Source organism: Streptomyces sp. NPDC003032, from assembly GCF_053591415.1.
Map to the genome: position 1 here is coordinate 1 of NZ_JBSFTT010000043.1, position 14633 is coordinate 14633.

Sequence of the window (14633 nt, forward strand, 5' to 3'; positions counted from 1 at the left end):
GTCTTCCTCCCGCGTCAGCATCCAGGCCCCCGAGCAGGCCGAACCAGCGCACGCAGGCTTTCCGGACCAACCGCCAGATACGACGACACACCGGGTAAGATCACACGATGGATGGGGAGATCAACAGAGCAGGTTTGCCCCAGCCCTTAGCAGCAAGTGGGGAGATTCAAGAAGCGCCATCAGCACTCGATGGCGTGCACGGCGAGGGGGGCCGTGCCACTGGCCTGTGGCGCACAGCCAGACGGCGAGGAGCAGGCCGGACAGCCGCCAGCCCATGCAGTACGGACACGAGATGAGCGTGATGGCGGCCGTGCGGGTCTTGGATGTTTCCTTGCGGGCGTGCCAGTCGAAGACGAGCTACCTTTCGCCGCCCCCGAGCGCCTGATCGTCTCCCGGGGCTCCCCGGTGGGGCTGAGCAAACCCATCGGGCCAGGAGGGCGCCGACTGCCATGCCGAGGCGGTCGGCAGGCGTGAGGGCACGCCTGCGGCCGTCGGCGCCCCTTGGACCGCACACTCAGGGAGCCGTCATTTCCCGTACGTGCACCCGCACTTGGGTGCCGTGACGCGGAGCGTCGCACAGTATGTGGGGGCGGTGTCTGCGCTCTCGACGTTTCGCGGAACCCGTCACGCGCCCGACGGCGGCGTCCTAGAGTCAACGATGCGGCAAAGTCGCGTGCTCTCCCGGTCAACCTGTTATCGAACCCGGGAGGACCCCATGCGTCTCTGCCACCGACTACAGAAGAGCGTCAAGAAGGGGATGGACCGTCTCGTTCGGTTCATCAAGCTGGCGGCGGAAGCCATCCGCCGCCAGGCGAAGCGAAGCAGCTGGTTGTTGCCTCACATCGCGCTAGTGGCCGTGTCGGATCATCCTGACGGTGGACGTAGTCGCGCTGTACTGGATGATCCGACACGGCCACTAACCAGTCGTTCATCCGCCAGGGGCCCTCGGCAATTAGACACTGTTGGGAAATGGCCCAACTGACTGCGTCCCGCCGCCGTCAGGCGGCGGGACGCAGTGCTTCGAAGCGCGAGGTACGAGTTCCGCTTCGGGGGACGCCATTGGTCCAGGCGTCAAGGCGGGTGAGGTTCATCGCTGCGGCGGTGAACAGGTGCTGTAGCTGGGTTTTGTCCCGTCCCCGATAGCGGGACTGGCGCAAGCCGAAGGCCCGGACGCCCTGCGAGATGGCGCTCTCGATGCCGTTGCGGGCCCGGTGACGTTGCCTCCAGTCGTCGGTGTCCGTGGCGGCCCGCGCCGTGCGGATCGCCTCGTGTTCGTCCCGGGGGCGCAGGGTGATCCATCTGCCATGGGGGGAACTGGTGCACTGCTCCCGGGTGGGACAGACCGAACAGTCCCGCTTGGCGAATTTAGCCCGGACCACGGGTGTGCCCCGGTGGCTGGTCGTGTCCCGCCAGACCACGCTGGTCTCACCGTTGGGGCAGGTCACGGCTCGGTTGTCCCAGTCCACGGCGAAGGCGTCCTGGTGGTACTGGCCCTGTGCCCTGGCGGTGGTGTCGCCTTTCGGCGGCCCGAGGAGTTCGATGTCCCAGTCCCGGCGGGCGGCGACGAGGTTGTGCCCGTCGATGTAGTTGCCGTCCACCAGGTGCACAGCGGGAAGCCGGTCACGTTCGGCCAGCGCGGCGTGGATGACGCCGGTCATCTTCACGTCGCCGACCGAGGCGTCGGTGGTGGCGACGTAAGTGATCAGGTTCGGCAGATCTGGTTCGCAGGTCTCGGTCAGGTGGACGGCGTATCCCGTCCAGCCGGCGAAACCACGCTTGGCCCCGGGCCTGGCGCCGGGGTCATAAGGGGAACCGGACCGCATTCTTCCCGGCGGGAGGTCTTTCTCCTCCCGCCAGCGCACTACCCCCTCCACCACATGGAAGTGGTGCACCCAGACCTGTCGCAGCAACTCGACCGCCCCCAGACGCCGCAGACCGCCCGGGGCCGACGGGCCGAACACCGCCTCCAGCAGACGCATCCCGTCGCTGCCGGTCCGCTCGGCCCTCTCCCGGCGCTTGGTCTGGCTCTTGGGCAGCCTGGCGTCCTCGACACGATGCCCGTAGCGGTCGAACCACTTCGGGTCGGCCTGCGCCGACAGCCACTGGGGCGCGACCGCCGCCAGCGCGTTGAGCGCGGCGCGGAGCGTCTCTCCAAGGTTCTCCAACTGATTGACCGCCCGGATCGCCCCCAGCACCCGCGTGGAGTCTGTCCGGGCTCGCCCCGCCGGCTTCAGCAGGCCCCGGCCACGGGCGGTCACGAGCACCCGCTCGAAGACTTCCTCAGCCATGCCGCCCTCAAGCAGCCGGGCGCGGAAGTCGCTCAGCACCGAGTAGTCGAACCCGGTGTCCGTCAGGTCCACCCCTATCGCGTACTTCCAGTCGATCCGTGTCCGGACCGCTTCCGCGGTCTGCCGGTCAGACAGCCCCTCGGTGAACTGCAACACCGTGACCAGCATCAACACCCCGGGCGGCACTGCCGGACGACCTGCCGCCGGGAAGAGCTGCCCAACCTCCTCAGCGGAGAAGACTTCCGCGAACTCGTCCCGCAGCCGCATCGCCAGCGTGCCTCTTGGACACGCCGTCCACGCCACACGCGCCGTCTCCGCCGGAACCTCTCCCAGCCCCCACTGCCGCAGCGACACCGAACACCCTCCCCAAACACAACGTCGGCCTTCACCGCCACAACCAGGCGGTGAAGGCCGACGTCACGCTCAGCCCCCATTTCCCAACAGTGTCAATTAGCCGGGGGCTCTGCGCTTTCACCGGCCTGGACCGCGTCCACTGGAGAGGCGGCCGGTTCGTGGCCTAGGCCACGAACACCCGCACGCATAAGCTATGCGTGCAAATCCCGTGTCTCACAGCATGCCACGGCACTACGAACGTGCGACGGGGAATCCCAACCTGGGTTGCATTTCTTGTATCTGAAGCTGAATCGGGAGCGGGTGACCGGGCTACGCCGCCTCGTAGTGGTGAGCCTGTCCGCCGCGCCACTGCACCCACGCCTGGTCGTCGAGCAGTGCTTCACCGTGCGGCAGCCCGGCACGGCGCAGGAACTCGATCACGTCCGCATCCGAGTGCGCGAGGCCGAGGATCTGCCCGCGCACCGTCACCCGCCGGCCGCCCGTGCCGGACGGCGGGTGCACGACTATCGGCGCATCCATAGATCCAGGGTGCGGTGGAGGCGCACGATTCGCAGCCCGACCGGCGCCGCCCGAGTCGCGGTGGCGAGTGCGAGCCCTTAGACCGGATGCATGAGCGACGACGAGCAGGTCTTCAAGCCGGGTGAGATCGTCCCCGAGTCGGGGATCTACGAGTGCGAGTGCGAAGACCACGACCGGTACAGCACCGACGTGCGCGGCCACCGCTTCCCGCCCCCGCACCAGGGGTGCACGGGTACCGGGTGGAAGCTCGTCACCACCGCGCACGACTGACCGCGGGGCGAGCACGTGGTGCTGCGGCCGCCGGTCGAGCCGATGCTGGCGCAGGCGCGCGAGACCCTGCCCCCGCCCGCAGCACTCCCCGGCGAGCTGATCTTTCAGCCCAAGTGGGACGGCTTCCGCGCGCTGCTGTTCACGCCGGCCCCATCTCCTGGCGCCGTGCTGCTGCAGTCCCGCCGCGGCACCCTGCTCCAGGACCGGTTCCCTGATCTGGTGCGCGCCGCTACTGACCTGCCCGACGGCCTGGTCCTGGACGGCGAGCTGATCGTGACCGACGGGGGAATCATGTCCTTCGAGGCCCTGCAGCGCCGCGCCGCCGCCCGCGGCCGGACCGCGGCGCGGCTCTCCGCCGATCTGCCGGCGCACTTCGTCGCCTTCGACATCCTCCAGGCCGGGCATGAACTCCTCACCACTCCGTACAGCGAGCGCCGCGAGCTGCTGGCGGGCCTCTTCGCCGAGCGGCAGCTGGCCTGGCCCTGGACGCTGTGCCCCGAGACGACCGACACGACGACCGCGCACGAGTGGCTCACGACGTGGACGGACGTCCCCGGCATCGAGGGCCTGGTCGTGCGTGGCAGCCGCCAGCGCTACCTGCCCGGCGCCCGCGCCCTGATCAAGGTGCGTCGCCGGGATACGACGGAGGCCATCATCGGCGCCATCACTGGTAGGCCAAGCCGCCCTCGGAGTGTGGTGCTGGGGCGGTTCGACCAGGCCGGGGAGCTGCGGGCCGTCGGCCGCAGTACGCCGCTGCGGGACGACGCCGCCCGGCAGTTGGCCGCTTGCCTGACCCCGGCCGTCCCCGGCAGCGCCCATCCCTGGCAGGGCGTGCGCTTCACCGCCTCGTGGGGATCGCGTACGACGCTCGATGTCGTCCTGGTGGAGCCCGAGTTGGTTGCCGAGATCGAGGTCGACACCGCCCGCGAGCGTGGTGCGTGGCGACATCCGGTGAGGTTCGCTCGGCTGCGCACAGACCGCAGGCCGACAGAGGTGCCGACGCTCAACTCCTGACGTCAGCCAGAGGTCCTGGGCCAGTACTCGTCACCGAGGGTGCCGACGTGCCCGGTGATGGGGTAATCGGGGTCCACGCCGGAGAGGTCGCGGTAACCGTCGGTGCTGGCCGACGAGACACTCCGTGGGGGCTTTGCCTTGGTAGTCGGCGACCGGTGCGCCCTCCCGATCGGCAGCAGGTGCTACCCCACCGCCCTTGGGTCAGTACTCGTCACCGGCCAGCGCGATACCGCCGCCCCTGGGCCAGAGCTCCTCGCCGGTGGTGGCGATTTCGGCCGAGAGCGCGATCGCCCCGCCCGCGAGGACGGCGATGACGGCCTACCTGATCGTGCTGCGCATGACTTGCCCCGTGATGCTCGACAGCAGTCCCGTCACCATGCCCGAGCGCACGGCTTCGGGGAACGGGTTCGACGGAAGCTGCACAAGCGGGAGATCGCCATCACTCCACGCCGAGCTCGGTGTCAGGGCGGCAGTGCGGGCAGGCCTCGACCCGGCCCGCCGCGAGTTCGCGCCACACCTGCTCGCGCGTGGCGCCCTTCGATCGCTTGCCCGCCATGTGGCAGTCGCCCCGGTGGGCATAGACCGCGGCCCTGCCGTTGAGGCCCTTCTCGATCAGCCAGTCCGGGGCTGGAGGGCGGGCCTGTTCGCCGCGGAGTCGCTCAGCCTCGTGCTGCTCTTCCTGGGCAATCCACTCGTCGGTGCGCGCGAGATCCCGCATCTGTACGCGCCGTAGGAAGCGCAGCAGGTCGAGGCGGGAAACCGGAAGCTTATCGTTCACATGTTCGAGTCTAGCGATCGGGCGCTCTTGCGATCCGAGGCGACCTCGGCGACGAGGCCCTGCCCGTGACGCTCTCGCGTGTGAGGCGCGACGTCGCGATCCCCGACGACATCGACGCGCGACAGCTGCTGTTCACCGTCGCCATGCGCGCCGAGTGGCCGCGTCGGCGCCTCGCCAGTGGACCACGCCAGCAACAGGAGATCAGCGACGGGAGCAGACCCGGAGATAAGATCTGTTGAAACTCGAACAGACAGGACGCCATGACCACCCCCGCCTCCGAAGAGGTCACGTACGAGCCCCCGCTCACGGGCGCAGGCCCGTGCGCCCGCGGCGGGTGTGAGAACCACGCGCAGAAGTACGGCGACGCTACCGGCGGTCGACCCTCCAGCCCTCTGTGCAACGTGTGCCTGGCGGAAGTCCAGCGAGGTCAGAAGCGGGCTTCTGGTCGACAGTAGAGCGCCCCCCTGGGCCGTGTGCCGGTGCATCGGGACTGCGGCGTGAGACTGCGGGCCTACAGCAACTCGTCCCACTACACGCCGGGGGCCTGCACCCCGCGCAGGGACGTCGATCTCGCGTCGGGGTACGAGCGCTTCACGCCCCCCAGTGTCAGCGGATGCCAAGCGATCGCGATGGGGCGCTCAGCCAGCGGGAACCGCTCGCAATGGATCCCGTCCCACTGCTCGTGGAAGTGCTGCCACAGGTCGCCGACCTCCGTGGACCCGAGATGGCAGGGCTGCCCGCACGAGCCACAGAGGCGCACCTCACCTTGATACTCGCGGATCGACTCCATCAGGTGACTCCTCTTCGCTGACCGGATGCGGGGACCCTACGGACATCGCCGTCGCCTCACGCGGCGAACCCTCGAACGAGCTACATCGCCTCCACGCGCGGCCGGGCCGCGGTGCCGTCGAACCCGGGTTCAGGTGACAGAGCCGCCGGTAAGGTCCGGCACGTCAGAGGTCCAAGATTTTCTCCCGACAAGCCCGTTATCGGGTGTAACGTAGCGTCACCGGACGTTACTGCTGGGGGCAGCTGGACGGATGGCAACGTAAGAGCCCTCGGCGGACTGGACTCCGACGAGGGCTGAACCAGAGGAGATAGAGGCGCTCCCATGGTGTTCAGCAACACTAGCCGCACCACCCCCAGCCGCAGTCGGCGGTGCGCATGACGGCGCTCCTGGGCGGCGCCCAGGGGATAGCCCAGCGCCCACGGGTCAACGTGTACGTGGACGAGACCGGCGATCGCGGCCTGGGCCCACGGGCGTCGCCGTTCTTCGCCATGACGGCTCTGATGGTCCCCGAAGAGGACGACTGGACGGTCCGGGTCACCGCAGGTGGGTTGCGAGCACTGATCCACCAGAACAACCCCCACATGGCCAAGCCGCTCCACTGGGTAGACAACTTCAAGGCCAAGTACCCCGAGAGGCGCTCGCGAGCAGCTCTAACGCTGGCCCAGATGCCTTCCGCCAAGGTCGTCCACGTCATCGCCCCGAAGGTGTCGGCGCAGCAGTGGTCAGGGCTCCGGGACTCGACGCGGTTCTACAACTACACGACACGTCTCCTCCTTGAACGGGTCGCCTACGCGGCGCAGGCGTGGCCTGAGGGCCCCCGTACCGCCGTCGTGCGTCTCGGCACCGTCAAGGGGCTGGACCACGGCGACACCAGGGCCTACCTCACTTGGGTCCGGCAAGGTCGCGTGGAGACCTATGGTGTGCCGTGGGACCACATCAAGTGGCCGCCCACCTGGCATGGAACAGACTGGGACGGCATCCAGCTGGCGGACATCCACGCTGGCCTACTGAACGCGGCGCTCTCCGGATCTGTCTCCGACGACGAGTGCGCCGAGAACCTGCTCCTGTGCAAGCACCAGCTCTACCGTAAGCGGGAGCGGCTGCTCGGGTGCGGGGTCAAGGTGATGGGCGACACCAGCTTCGTTACCGGCCGCTGCTGGTGGCCTAAATGGCAGGTGGCGTGACACGGCGAAGCCCCTTGGAGGGACCCGGGGGCCTCTGCCGCTCGAAGCGGAGGATCCAGTTGCCTGGTTCCGGCGTATCCCGGCGTCCCACCAAGGGGCTCCGTCCTTCCACCGTAGCGTACGAAGGAGTACACCGCAGGGGTCGTGCAAGCCCGGCGTTGAGCGTCACCCTCACACGGCGGTGTCGTCGAGGAAGTTGTTCACGACCGGGGCGGAGCGGTGTTTCACGAGGGCGGCGCGCAGCTCGGCGAGGGCGCTGCCGGGCGGGGGAGAGCTTCTCCGTGCTTGTCGTGGTCATCGAATCGGCCGTCCTTCCCGCTCACGCTCAAGTTTCAACTGCTTCCTCGTCGCCTCCCGGGCCTTGTCCCGGAGATAGATCGCCTCCTTGTGCGTGATCGGCGCGTCGTGAAGGTTGTGCGAGCCCCGCAAGAAGTTCTCCGTGCGGTCGGCGATGGAGTAAGCCAGCGCCTGCTCGACCACCGCGCTGGTCTGGCGCACCTCGCCCAACTCGTTGCGCAGCTTTCGCAGCAACCCGTCCCGCTCGCGTTCAGCGACCTCGATGTTCGCCAGGCGTGCCACCACGCTGCCCAGCAGCGGGTCGCGGGAGCGGAACAGCTCGACGGCGCGCTCGGTGGCAGGATCGGCATCAAGGCGCAGGTCGAGCTGCGCCAGCAGGAACGCCGTCACCAGCGTGCCCTGACTCAGCCGCTGGCTGAACTCCCGGGCAGCGCTGTCGCTCACGCCCAGCTCACGGACTGCGGCTGCTTGCAGCTGTTCCCGCAGCGCGTTCATGATGCTCTCGGGCAGCGCCTTGATGTGCGGCTGGCTCTGCACGCCGGCAAGCCGGAAGCCCGACTGGGGGAGCGTCGCGGCTGCGTCGGTGGTGCTGCCCGTGCCCCCCTTTGAGGCCGCACTCTGCACGGCGTCCTGATGGTCGGTGAGCTGGAGCGAACCGGGCGTTACGTGCTCGGGTTCATCCGGTGAGGCGACGACGTCATGAGCAGCGACTTCGGCTGTAGCGGCGTCCTCGGCGTCCGGCTGTGCCCCGGGGGCCGGAACAGCATCAGCCGCAGGGCCCGCCGGCGCACCGCCCGGGAGCACCCCGTCTGCGGCGTTCTGTTCACCGCCGGCACCACCGCGCTGATTGGATCCGCCGGCCCGCTCGGAGTCGCCGGCGTCGGGCTCGTGGTCCGGCTCCAGGTTCGGGCGATCCGCTTCGGTGTCCACGTCGGTATCAGCCTGCGGGCCTTCAGCCTCGAGTTGAGAGTCGCCGTCGACGGCCTCATCGAGCCGCCCTTCCGGCTCGGGCGTTGCCACCTCAGGCTCTGGCTGTGCCGCCTGGGTCTGGACGCGCTTGAGCTCCTCGCTCCCGCCGCGCCGGTAGGCGTCGAGGAAGGACGTGTCTACCTCCATCACCTCGTCGGTGGGCGTAGCCGCTTCCAGTATCTCTGCGAAGTCCCGGCTCATACGAGCTCACCGTCCTCCTCGTCATCCAGGAGGTAGTTGTCGCCGCGGGTGAGCCCGATCAGCGAGTCGAAGCCCGTGGTGACGACGCGTTCAAGGTTCGCCGAGTTCTTCGCCAGCGCCGCGACCTGGTCGACGAGCTCGTTGAGCCGCGCGATCTCCAGGGTCGGCAGGTCGTAGTCGAGGTTCTCACGCCGGATCTTCTCGACCACCGCCTCTGCCACGTACTCGTTCACCGAGGAGAACCCGCGCTTGTTGGCCCAGTACTCCGCGCGCTGCTTGTCGTCGGGATCCAGCCGGACGAACATGCCGTGGCGGCCACTACTGCTGCTCTGCGTCGCGCCCGGCGGCTTCTTGTTCATGCCACGCACAGGCTGCGTCGTCTTCTCCGACTCCTGTGTAACGGTCATACGCGGCTTCTCCTTGCCTTGTTCGACGGACCTATGAGGGCATCGTATCAACGCTATTAGATAAGCTACCTGCGCTCTTTGCGCTTGGGCTCGAATACCAGTAGAGTCGCAGCCGCGCCCAGTCAGTCCCCCCTCTGGCGGTGCATCACCGCAGCAGGTGGCCCTGCTCGATTCCTTTCCTCTCGGACGGGGCCGCCTGCTGCGGACCACGCCCGCCTTCGCGTGACGGCGAGAAGAGAAAAGGGCCGGTGCGACACATCGCACCGGCCCTTCGTCTGACTGATGGACTCCCGCTCAGAAGCCGGGCATGGGACTCCGCGTCGGGTTCGTCGTGCAGTCGGCAAGCCCCTGGGTGAACTTCGGCGACTGCCAGATCGCCTTGTCCTTGTCGCTGGGCAGATGCTCGACGATTGACCCAGCGCCAAGGCGTGCGCCGCCGGCGAAGAAGTGCAGCGCCTCCTGGCTGAAGCCCGCGTCGTAGACCAGAGTCGACAGGCACTGGCCGGCCGCCGCGTAGGTCTTCTTCTGACTCTCGTCCCGGGCGTAGGAGGAGAACATCGCGGCCAGGCCCTTGGTGAACTCGATGGACGAGTTGACCGGCTGGTCCGCGCGGACCGGGTAAGCCGGCTTCAGGCTCGGCTTGCCAGCTACAGGCTTCGCGGCTGCCTTCGGCGGCGCGTAACTCTGAGTCTTGGGGCTGCAGCCGTTCGGAAGTGCAGCCTTGTCGATGCACGCGTCGAAGTCCTCGCGCAGTGACCGCGAGGCCAGGAGTGCAGCGTCGTCCTCGCTCACCTTGTTCAGTCCATCGATGACTGCACCCATGTCGTCGCTGTCGGCCTTGACGATGTGGGCCAGTGCTCCCTCCGGCATTCCCGCCTTCCGCACTGCTCTGGTTAGGCAGGCCTCGCCGTCCTTGCTGGAACTCTCAGTGCCCTGGAGAGTGAGCTTGTCCAGCGCCTCGCCGAGGGTCATATCGGTGACCTTGACGGTGCTCGCGGTCGGACTCGGCGCAGACGGCGCCTGGGTTGTGCTGCCGTCGCTACTGGAGCATCCGGCGAGCAGAGCGCCCGCGGCCACAGCGAGTGCTGCGGCCGAGGCCGCAGCCTTCCTCGTTCTCCCGGTCTTCATCGCTTCTCGCTTCGCCTCTCCTGTCGCCGTCCAGTCTGATTGGATCGACTGGTCTTAGAGGGTATCTTATCTAAATGCCTATTGAATTACAGTCTGTGGTGAGTCAGAATGCCATGAGATAGGGGGTGCAGAGGGCGCGCCGAGCGGGGCTCGGGCGCGCAGGGTGCCTGCGGGTCTGCTTGGTGCTTGGGGATCAACGGAGTTGATCCGGAGGGCTCTGTGACACGTCGTGCGCGTTTCGTCGGGCGGCCGTTCGTGGGCTTCTCATCTCCTCCTACGAAGGACTGCTCGACATGACTGCTCTTGCTTCTGCTCGGGCCACCACCGACGTCGATCTGCTGACGCTCACGCTGCACGTGAGCGATGACCAGAAGACCTGGCACTCGACCGTCTTCGAGGGTGAGAGCCCGGTCTACGTCGACAAGCAGGCCGACGCCTGGCTCAAGGAACGGCCGTACCTCGCCGTCGAGATGGATGGCTCGACCTGCTGCGGCCAGTTCCCTCGGGCCTTCAACGCGGTGTTCGCGTCCATCACCCGCGACCAGCAGCTCGTGCAGGTGCACACGCTCTGACGCGCGCCCGCTTCCAGAAGGAGAGCACCGGCCATGACTATGCATGCTGCGCACGCTCCCGCGCCCATGAAGCCCGGTCCGGTCGTCTACACCGACCGGCAGCTCCTATGCGTGCTCATCCGCCTGGCGCAGGGGGAGAGCACCCTCGGACGTCGCACGTTCGAACAGCGCCGCAGGGAGGCCGACCCGTCGGCTCCGCTCTACGAGCGCCGCTTCGGCAGCTGGAACCGTGCGATAGAGCTCGCGGGCCTCGACGCGGTCGCACAGCCCGAACAGCTGCAGGATGCGACGACGAAGTGGGCCCAGGAGCAGCTCATCGCCGCGATCCGCCGGTGTCTGCTGGAAACAGGATCCGCGACGCTGGCGGCCTACGAGGCCTGGCGCACGGATCCGGCGAATCCGAAGTCTGATGTCCCGCCGGCCACCACCATCCGCTTCCGGATGGGGAGTTGGTCGCGGGCCACAGAGCTGGCTTGCGGCTGAAATCCATCGGCATCTGCGACACCGTTCGATCCCCGAATGGGTCGCTGAACCGCAAGGATCTGGAAAGGGGAACTGTTATGTCAACCGTAAAGCGGCCTCTCACGGGTCTCCGCGTACGAGTCCATGTGAAGGGTGAGACCGTGTATGGGCTTGCCAGGGTCCGCTACAGGGATGGTCACGAGCACGCTGGCCATTACGAGGTGGAGCGTGTCTCGGCTCCCCCGATTCTGGTTCCGTTCGGGGATGCCGAACCGGGACCGAACGCCGATCAGATTCCGCCTGGGGTGGAATTTCCGGATCGTCGTGTGGCCTATCGCCCGCTGTTCGCTGAGCCGGGAGTCAAGGAGACAGCTGCCAGGGTCTCTGGTGCAAACGTTATCTTCCCCGGAAACATGGAAAAGCTCCGGGAACTGATCGCGCTTGTCCGATCAGGCTGGACCGTGCACTGGACCAGTCGCGAGGCCAATGAGTACCGGGGGCAACTGAGAGTTGCCGAAGTCAGTGCATCCGAGGTGAGGATGAATCCGACCAAGGGATCGCCGAGCCGGTACACATGGCCATTGGAAGGTGACGATTTCACCATCGAGAGTACTGCCATCACCAGGTACAAGGCTAACCATGCGTACACCGGCGATCGAGCGTCCACGCTGACGCTGCGGTTCGAAGCATCGCGCTAACCAACAGTCCTAGAGAGACGTCAAGGTCTCCTAGTCCGGTGCGAGTCCGGCTAAGGAAGGAATCCGCACCGCATGGCCATTTCCCGACGGAATCGGATCACCACAGTCGAGGGGCGGCAAGGGGCCTTGGCGCGCGGCCAGTCACCGACCCGTCACGAGTCGCACCTGGAGCCGGTGAATCTGACCAAGCCGTACGTCTACGGGCAGAGCGATCCGATATCCCGGCCGGTGGTGCCGGAGGTCAAGCGGCGTGAGCGGCGCAGCGCCCGGGACGTCGTCAAGTCCGTGCTGTCGCGGGCGACGCGCATGGTCGAGCGGCCCACCGACCGCTCGGAGGGTGAGCCGACGGTCCGGGAGCAGCTGACGTACGCGCGCATCGTGATCGACGACATGCTCCTCGGCCTGGACGCCGGTGACGTGAAGGAGCAAGACGCCCGGTCCCTGCTGCGGACGGTCGAGGACATCTACGCCCAGGTGTCGGGCGTCGAGGTGATCGAGGTTGAGGATGCGAGCGCGTCAGCAAAAGGGCGAGCCTCAGTTCCGAATGAAAGTCCGTGAGTAAGAGGGGCGCAATTTCAGTCAGGTGTTTGTTGTGCACATCGATGGAACGCGCACGCCCATCGGCGGGGAGGAATGAACGTGGCGAACAAGAAGACCGAGACGGAAAACGAGCCGGAGACGTATGTCAGGTATTCGGCGTTCAGCAGGGAGGTTCGGCCGATTGGTTACCCGATCACTCATGCCGAGGACTCAGCAGAAATGCTGGCGGAGAACGGGACGCTGGTGCGGGCCCGGCCGCATTACCACGTGCCGACCAGTCAGAGTTGCCTCAGGGTGGTCCGGTCGCCGTTCTCCTTTGAGGCGTACGTAAAGCGTGTGATCTGCGACGAAATGGTCCTGGTCGAATTCGTCTGGAAAACCGAAAGAGCACCTTGGCAGATGACGGGCGCGTTCAAGCCGAGCGAACTGCACAAGGCGCATTTCTGCGAGTGCGCCGCGCGCAAGGGAAAGAACGGAATTCAGGAAAGGGACGAGGCGTAATTCAATGTCGAAGATTACAGAGCTGGGCATGGATGACGGCCTTCCTGGTGCGCGATGGGCCCGCGAGACGAAGGCGCAGATGCTCACGGATGGTGCGGAGCCAGGCATCCACCGGTTCGAGCGGCTGCCGTCCTACGAGGGCTACGCCGGTATGTGCGCGTGCGGGTTCCGGACGCCGCAGCCCTTGTACGAGCATGTGGGCGACCTGACCAGGCTCATCTGGGAGCACCTGGAACAGGACGTCTTCCCGCCGGTCGATGAGGCCCTGCTGCTGAAGGAAGCCCAGTTGATCGAGCTCGGCGACCTGATCGGCTACCACCGCCTGGTCGAGGCGACCGAAGAGCACGGCATCCGGCACGTGGGCTGGCTCGTCGCGGGGACGCGCGGATCGATGCGCCTCAAAGACGGCGCGGAGTTCGGCGCATTCCAGGGCTCGTGCTCGTGGATCAAGTTCAGCACCGAGAAGCAGGAGGGCTGAACATGGCAGTCGTCGGCTACACGTATGGACACGACAACCTCTGCCCCTCCTGCACGGTCGGACGGATGCGAGTGAACGGCATCAAGGTCGCCCGCAGCAGTGAGCAGGATGAGGCCATCCGACGCGCCGCCGAGCGGGTCGGAGTCGACTACAGCGACGAGCGTTCCTACGACTCCAGCGACTTCCCGAAGACGATCACCAGCCAGCAGGCCCGCACGGAGCTGACTGAGCTGCCGGACGGAGAGCGCGGTGAGATCGAGGACGAGAAGTGCGACCGGTGCGGGAAGTGGATGAAGCTCGGGCAGAAGTCGCCGACCGAGGCCGGTCTGACCCGCTGGGTCCGTGACGACTACGAGCTGCCGCCGTCCCTGGCCCGAGAGATCGCCAGGAAGTTGCGCGAGTGGGGCCTGTCGCACCCGGAGTTCATCGCGGAGGACAACGTCCGCCAGGCCGCCGCGATGTTCCCGCACGACTACGTCACCGTGCACCTGTCCGGCGACGCGAGCCTCGGGCTGATGCTGGCGCCCGAATACGACGAGGACCCGTGCTTCTACTGCGAACAGCCCTGGGTGAAGCACACGTTCACCTGCACCACCTGCGGCAACCACGTGCCGGCCGATGCGCCGCACGGCCACGAGGTCCAGGTCAAGGGACAGATCAAGTTCCGTGAGGCCAAGTCCACGACATAAGAGGGAAAACACCCATGCCCGCCGTCTCCGAGCCGTACGACGCCAACGGATCGCACAACGTGCTGACCGGCATGCTGGCAGCGCTCCGCAGCACTCAACGCCGAGGCGTGAAGCTGACGCCGGTTCAGAGCGGCTTCCTGCAGCACTACGGCGCGATCGACAAGGCGGCCCGAGAGGGCGGCCAGCTTCCGGACGCCTGGTACGCCCAGCCCGGCATGCAGACCGACCACCCGCGCATGACGGTGCTCGTCTGCTCAGGGGACCGGGTGATCTCCGAGGAGAACCGCAACATCCTCAAGGTCAAGTGCGGGGAGCTGCGGTCGGCGCTCGAAGCGTGGAAGCAGCTTAGGGCGGAGGGCGACAGCCCGCGCGCCGAACGCGAGGAACTGGAGCGAGCGGCCGGCGAAGCAGAGAACGTCGCCAAGCACCTTCAGATCCTCGGCGTGGTGGACGGCCTTTTCGAGGGCTGGGAGATCTGAAAGCCCGCCCGGCCG

Annotated in this window: 19 protein-coding genes; 12 read left to right on the top strand and 7 right to left on the bottom strand. The window is 67.1% G+C overall.

Annotation, left to right across the window (positions count from 1 at the left end; all coding sequences use genetic code 11):
• Positions 1 to 998: 998 nt before the first annotated feature.
• On the bottom strand, positions 999 to 2642 hold the full coding sequence (locus ACWDZ7_RS36555) for an IS1182 family transposase (protein WP_451803053.1): 1644 nt from the start codon (positions 2640 to 2642) through the stop codon (positions 999 to 1001).
• Between the two features lie 309 nt (positions 2643 to 2951).
• Positions 2952 to 3161, bottom strand: coding sequence for a hypothetical protein (locus ACWDZ7_RS36560; protein WP_451803054.1), 210 nt, complete (start codon positions 3159 to 3161; stop codon positions 2952 to 2954).
• 90 nt (positions 3162 to 3251) lie between these two features.
• Between ACWDZ7_RS36560 and ACWDZ7_RS36565 the strand changes: the two genes are divergently transcribed.
• Together ACWDZ7_RS36565 and ACWDZ7_RS36570 are read left to right on the top strand one after the other, a co-directional pair.
• Positions 3252 to 3431: a hypothetical protein gene (locus ACWDZ7_RS36565; RefSeq protein ID WP_451803055.1), complete on the top strand. Its 180-nt coding sequence runs from the start codon at positions 3252 to 3254 to the stop codon at positions 3429 to 3431.
• Positions 3432 to 3446: 15 nt separating this feature from the next.
• Positions 3447 to 4445 carry an ATP-dependent DNA ligase gene (locus ACWDZ7_RS36570; protein ID WP_451803056.1) on the top strand — a complete coding sequence of 333 codons (999 nt, stop codon included), beginning with the start codon at positions 3447 to 3449 and terminating at the stop codon, positions 4443 to 4445.
• A gap of 439 nt (positions 4446 to 4884) precedes the next feature.
• Here the strand turns inward: ACWDZ7_RS36570 and ACWDZ7_RS36575 are convergent, their stop codons facing one another.
• Complete coding sequence (locus tag ACWDZ7_RS36575; protein WP_451803057.1) at positions 4885 to 5223, bottom strand: DUF6233 domain-containing protein; 339 nt, start codon at positions 5221 to 5223, stop codon at positions 4885 to 4887.
• Between the two features lie 80 nt (positions 5224 to 5303).
• Here ACWDZ7_RS36575 and ACWDZ7_RS36580 point away from each other — a divergent pair, with 80 nt between their 5' ends.
• Positions 5304 to 5462, top strand: a complete 159-nt coding sequence (locus ACWDZ7_RS36580) for a hypothetical protein (protein WP_451803058.1) — start codon at positions 5304 to 5306, stop codon at positions 5460 to 5462.
• A gap of 290 nt (positions 5463 to 5752) precedes the next feature.
• Here ACWDZ7_RS36580 and ACWDZ7_RS36585 read toward each other — a convergent pair whose 3' ends face one another.
• Complete coding sequence (locus tag ACWDZ7_RS36585; RefSeq protein ID WP_451803059.1) at positions 5753 to 6013, bottom strand: hypothetical protein; 261 nt, start codon at positions 6011 to 6013, stop codon at positions 5753 to 5755.
• Positions 6014 to 6387: 374 nt separating this feature from the next.
• Here ACWDZ7_RS36585 and ACWDZ7_RS36590 point away from each other — a divergent pair, with 374 nt between their 5' ends.
• Positions 6388 to 7197, top strand: a complete 810-nt coding sequence (locus tag ACWDZ7_RS36590; RefSeq protein ID WP_451803060.1) for a DUF3800 domain-containing protein — start codon at positions 6388 to 6390, stop codon at positions 7195 to 7197.
• Between the two features lie 294 nt (positions 7198 to 7491).
• On the opposite strand, the gene ACWDZ7_RS36595 is transcribed toward ACWDZ7_RS36590, so the two are convergent.
• From ACWDZ7_RS36595 to ACWDZ7_RS36605, 3 genes are all read right to left on the bottom strand, one after another.
• Positions 7492 to 8664: a hypothetical protein gene (locus ACWDZ7_RS36595; RefSeq protein ID WP_451803061.1), complete on the bottom strand. Its 1173-nt coding sequence runs from the start codon at positions 8662 to 8664 to the stop codon at positions 7492 to 7494.
• Positions 8661 to 9071 carry a hypothetical protein gene (locus ACWDZ7_RS36600; protein WP_451803062.1) on the bottom strand — a complete coding sequence of 137 codons (411 nt, stop codon included), beginning with the start codon at positions 9069 to 9071 and terminating at the stop codon, positions 8661 to 8663. The genes ACWDZ7_RS36595 and ACWDZ7_RS36600 overlap by 4 nt, the downstream gene beginning before the upstream one ends.
• Before the next feature lie 294 nt (positions 9072 to 9365).
• Positions 9366 to 10043, bottom strand: coding sequence for a hypothetical protein (locus ACWDZ7_RS36605; RefSeq protein WP_451803063.1), 678 nt, complete (start codon positions 10041 to 10043; stop codon positions 9366 to 9368).
• Between the two features lie 449 nt (positions 10044 to 10492).
• On the opposite strand from ACWDZ7_RS36605, the gene ACWDZ7_RS36610 reads away from it, so the two are divergent.
• From ACWDZ7_RS36610 to ACWDZ7_RS36645, 8 genes are all read left to right on the top strand, one after another.
• Positions 10493 to 10771, top strand: coding sequence for a hypothetical protein (locus ACWDZ7_RS36610; RefSeq protein WP_451803064.1), 279 nt, complete (start codon positions 10493 to 10495; stop codon positions 10769 to 10771).
• A gap of 33 nt (positions 10772 to 10804) precedes the next feature.
• Complete coding sequence (locus ACWDZ7_RS36615; protein ID WP_451803065.1) at positions 10805 to 11254, top strand: homing endonuclease associated repeat-containing protein; 450 nt, start codon at positions 10805 to 10807, stop codon at positions 11252 to 11254.
• A gap of 125 nt (positions 11255 to 11379) precedes the next feature.
• Positions 11380 to 11931 (top strand): hypothetical protein, encoded by a 552-nt coding sequence (locus ACWDZ7_RS36620; RefSeq protein ID WP_451803066.1) that lies wholly within the window; start codon positions 11380 to 11382, stop codon positions 11929 to 11931.
• Between the two features lie 72 nt (positions 11932 to 12003).
• Complete coding sequence (locus tag ACWDZ7_RS36625; RefSeq protein ID WP_451803067.1) at positions 12004 to 12489, top strand: hypothetical protein; 486 nt, start codon at positions 12004 to 12006, stop codon at positions 12487 to 12489.
• A gap of 81 nt (positions 12490 to 12570) precedes the next feature.
• A complete protein-coding gene (locus ACWDZ7_RS36630; RefSeq protein WP_451803068.1) occupies positions 12571 to 12972 on the top strand; it encodes a hypothetical protein in 402 nt (133 codons plus the stop codon).
• Positions 12973 to 12976: 4 nt separating this feature from the next.
• Positions 12977 to 13450, top strand: coding sequence for a hypothetical protein (locus tag ACWDZ7_RS36635; RefSeq protein WP_451803069.1), 474 nt, complete (start codon positions 12977 to 12979; stop codon positions 13448 to 13450).
• 2 nt (positions 13451 to 13452) lie between these two features.
• Positions 13453 to 14139 carry a hypothetical protein gene (locus ACWDZ7_RS36640; protein WP_451803070.1) on the top strand — a complete coding sequence of 229 codons (687 nt, stop codon included), beginning with the start codon at positions 13453 to 13455 and terminating at the stop codon, positions 14137 to 14139.
• Between the two features lie 14 nt (positions 14140 to 14153).
• Positions 14154 to 14618, top strand: a complete 465-nt coding sequence (locus ACWDZ7_RS36645) for a hypothetical protein (protein WP_451803071.1) — start codon at positions 14154 to 14156, stop codon at positions 14616 to 14618.
• Positions 14619 to 14633 lie beyond the last annotated feature (15 nt).

What these genes read in the sequence shown, in the direction of transcription:
- ACWDZ7_RS36635 (WP_451803069.1), top strand. Translation starts at nt 12,977, where the DNA reads ATGTCGAAGATTACAGAGCTGGGCATGGATGACGGCCTTCCTGGTGCG.
- ACWDZ7_RS36645 (WP_451803071.1), top strand. Translation starts at nt 14,154, where the DNA reads ATGCCCGCCGTCTCCGAGCCGTACGACGCCAACGGATCGCACAACGTG.
- ACWDZ7_RS36615 (WP_451803065.1), top strand. Translation starts at nt 10,805, where the DNA reads ATGACTATGCATGCTGCGCACGCTCCCGCGCCCATGAAGCCCGGTCCG.
- ACWDZ7_RS36605 (WP_451803063.1), bottom strand. Translation starts at nt 10,043, where the DNA reads ATGACCCTCGGCGAGGCGCTGGACAAGCTCACTCTCCAGGGCACTGAG.
- ACWDZ7_RS36600 (WP_451803062.1), bottom strand. Translation starts at nt 9,071, where the DNA reads ATGACCGTTACACAGGAGTCGGAGAAGACGACGCAGCCTGTGCGTGGC.
- ACWDZ7_RS36585 (WP_451803059.1), bottom strand. Translation starts at nt 6,013, where the DNA reads ATGGAGTCGATCCGCGAGTATCAAGGTGAGGTGCGCCTCTGTGGCTCG.
- ACWDZ7_RS36610 (WP_451803064.1), top strand. Translation starts at nt 10,493, where the DNA reads ATGACTGCTCTTGCTTCTGCTCGGGCCACCACCGACGTCGATCTGCTG.
- ACWDZ7_RS36625 (WP_451803067.1), top strand. Translation starts at nt 12,004, where the DNA reads ATGGCCATTTCCCGACGGAATCGGATCACCACAGTCGAGGGGCGGCAA.
- ACWDZ7_RS36640 (WP_451803070.1), top strand. Translation starts at nt 13,453, where the DNA reads ATGGCAGTCGTCGGCTACACGTATGGACACGACAACCTCTGCCCCTCC.
- ACWDZ7_RS36565 (WP_451803055.1), top strand. Translation starts at nt 3,252, where the DNA reads ATGAGCGACGACGAGCAGGTCTTCAAGCCGGGTGAGATCGTCCCCGAG.
- ACWDZ7_RS36595 (WP_451803061.1), bottom strand. Translation starts at nt 8,664, where the DNA reads ATGAGCCGGGACTTCGCAGAGATACTGGAAGCGGCTACGCCCACCGAC.
- ACWDZ7_RS36560 (WP_451803054.1), bottom strand. Translation starts at nt 3,161, where the DNA reads ATGGATGCGCCGATAGTCGTGCACCCGCCGTCCGGCACGGGCGGCCGG.
- ACWDZ7_RS36590 (WP_451803060.1), top strand. Translation starts at nt 6,388, where the DNA reads ATGACGGCGCTCCTGGGCGGCGCCCAGGGGATAGCCCAGCGCCCACGG.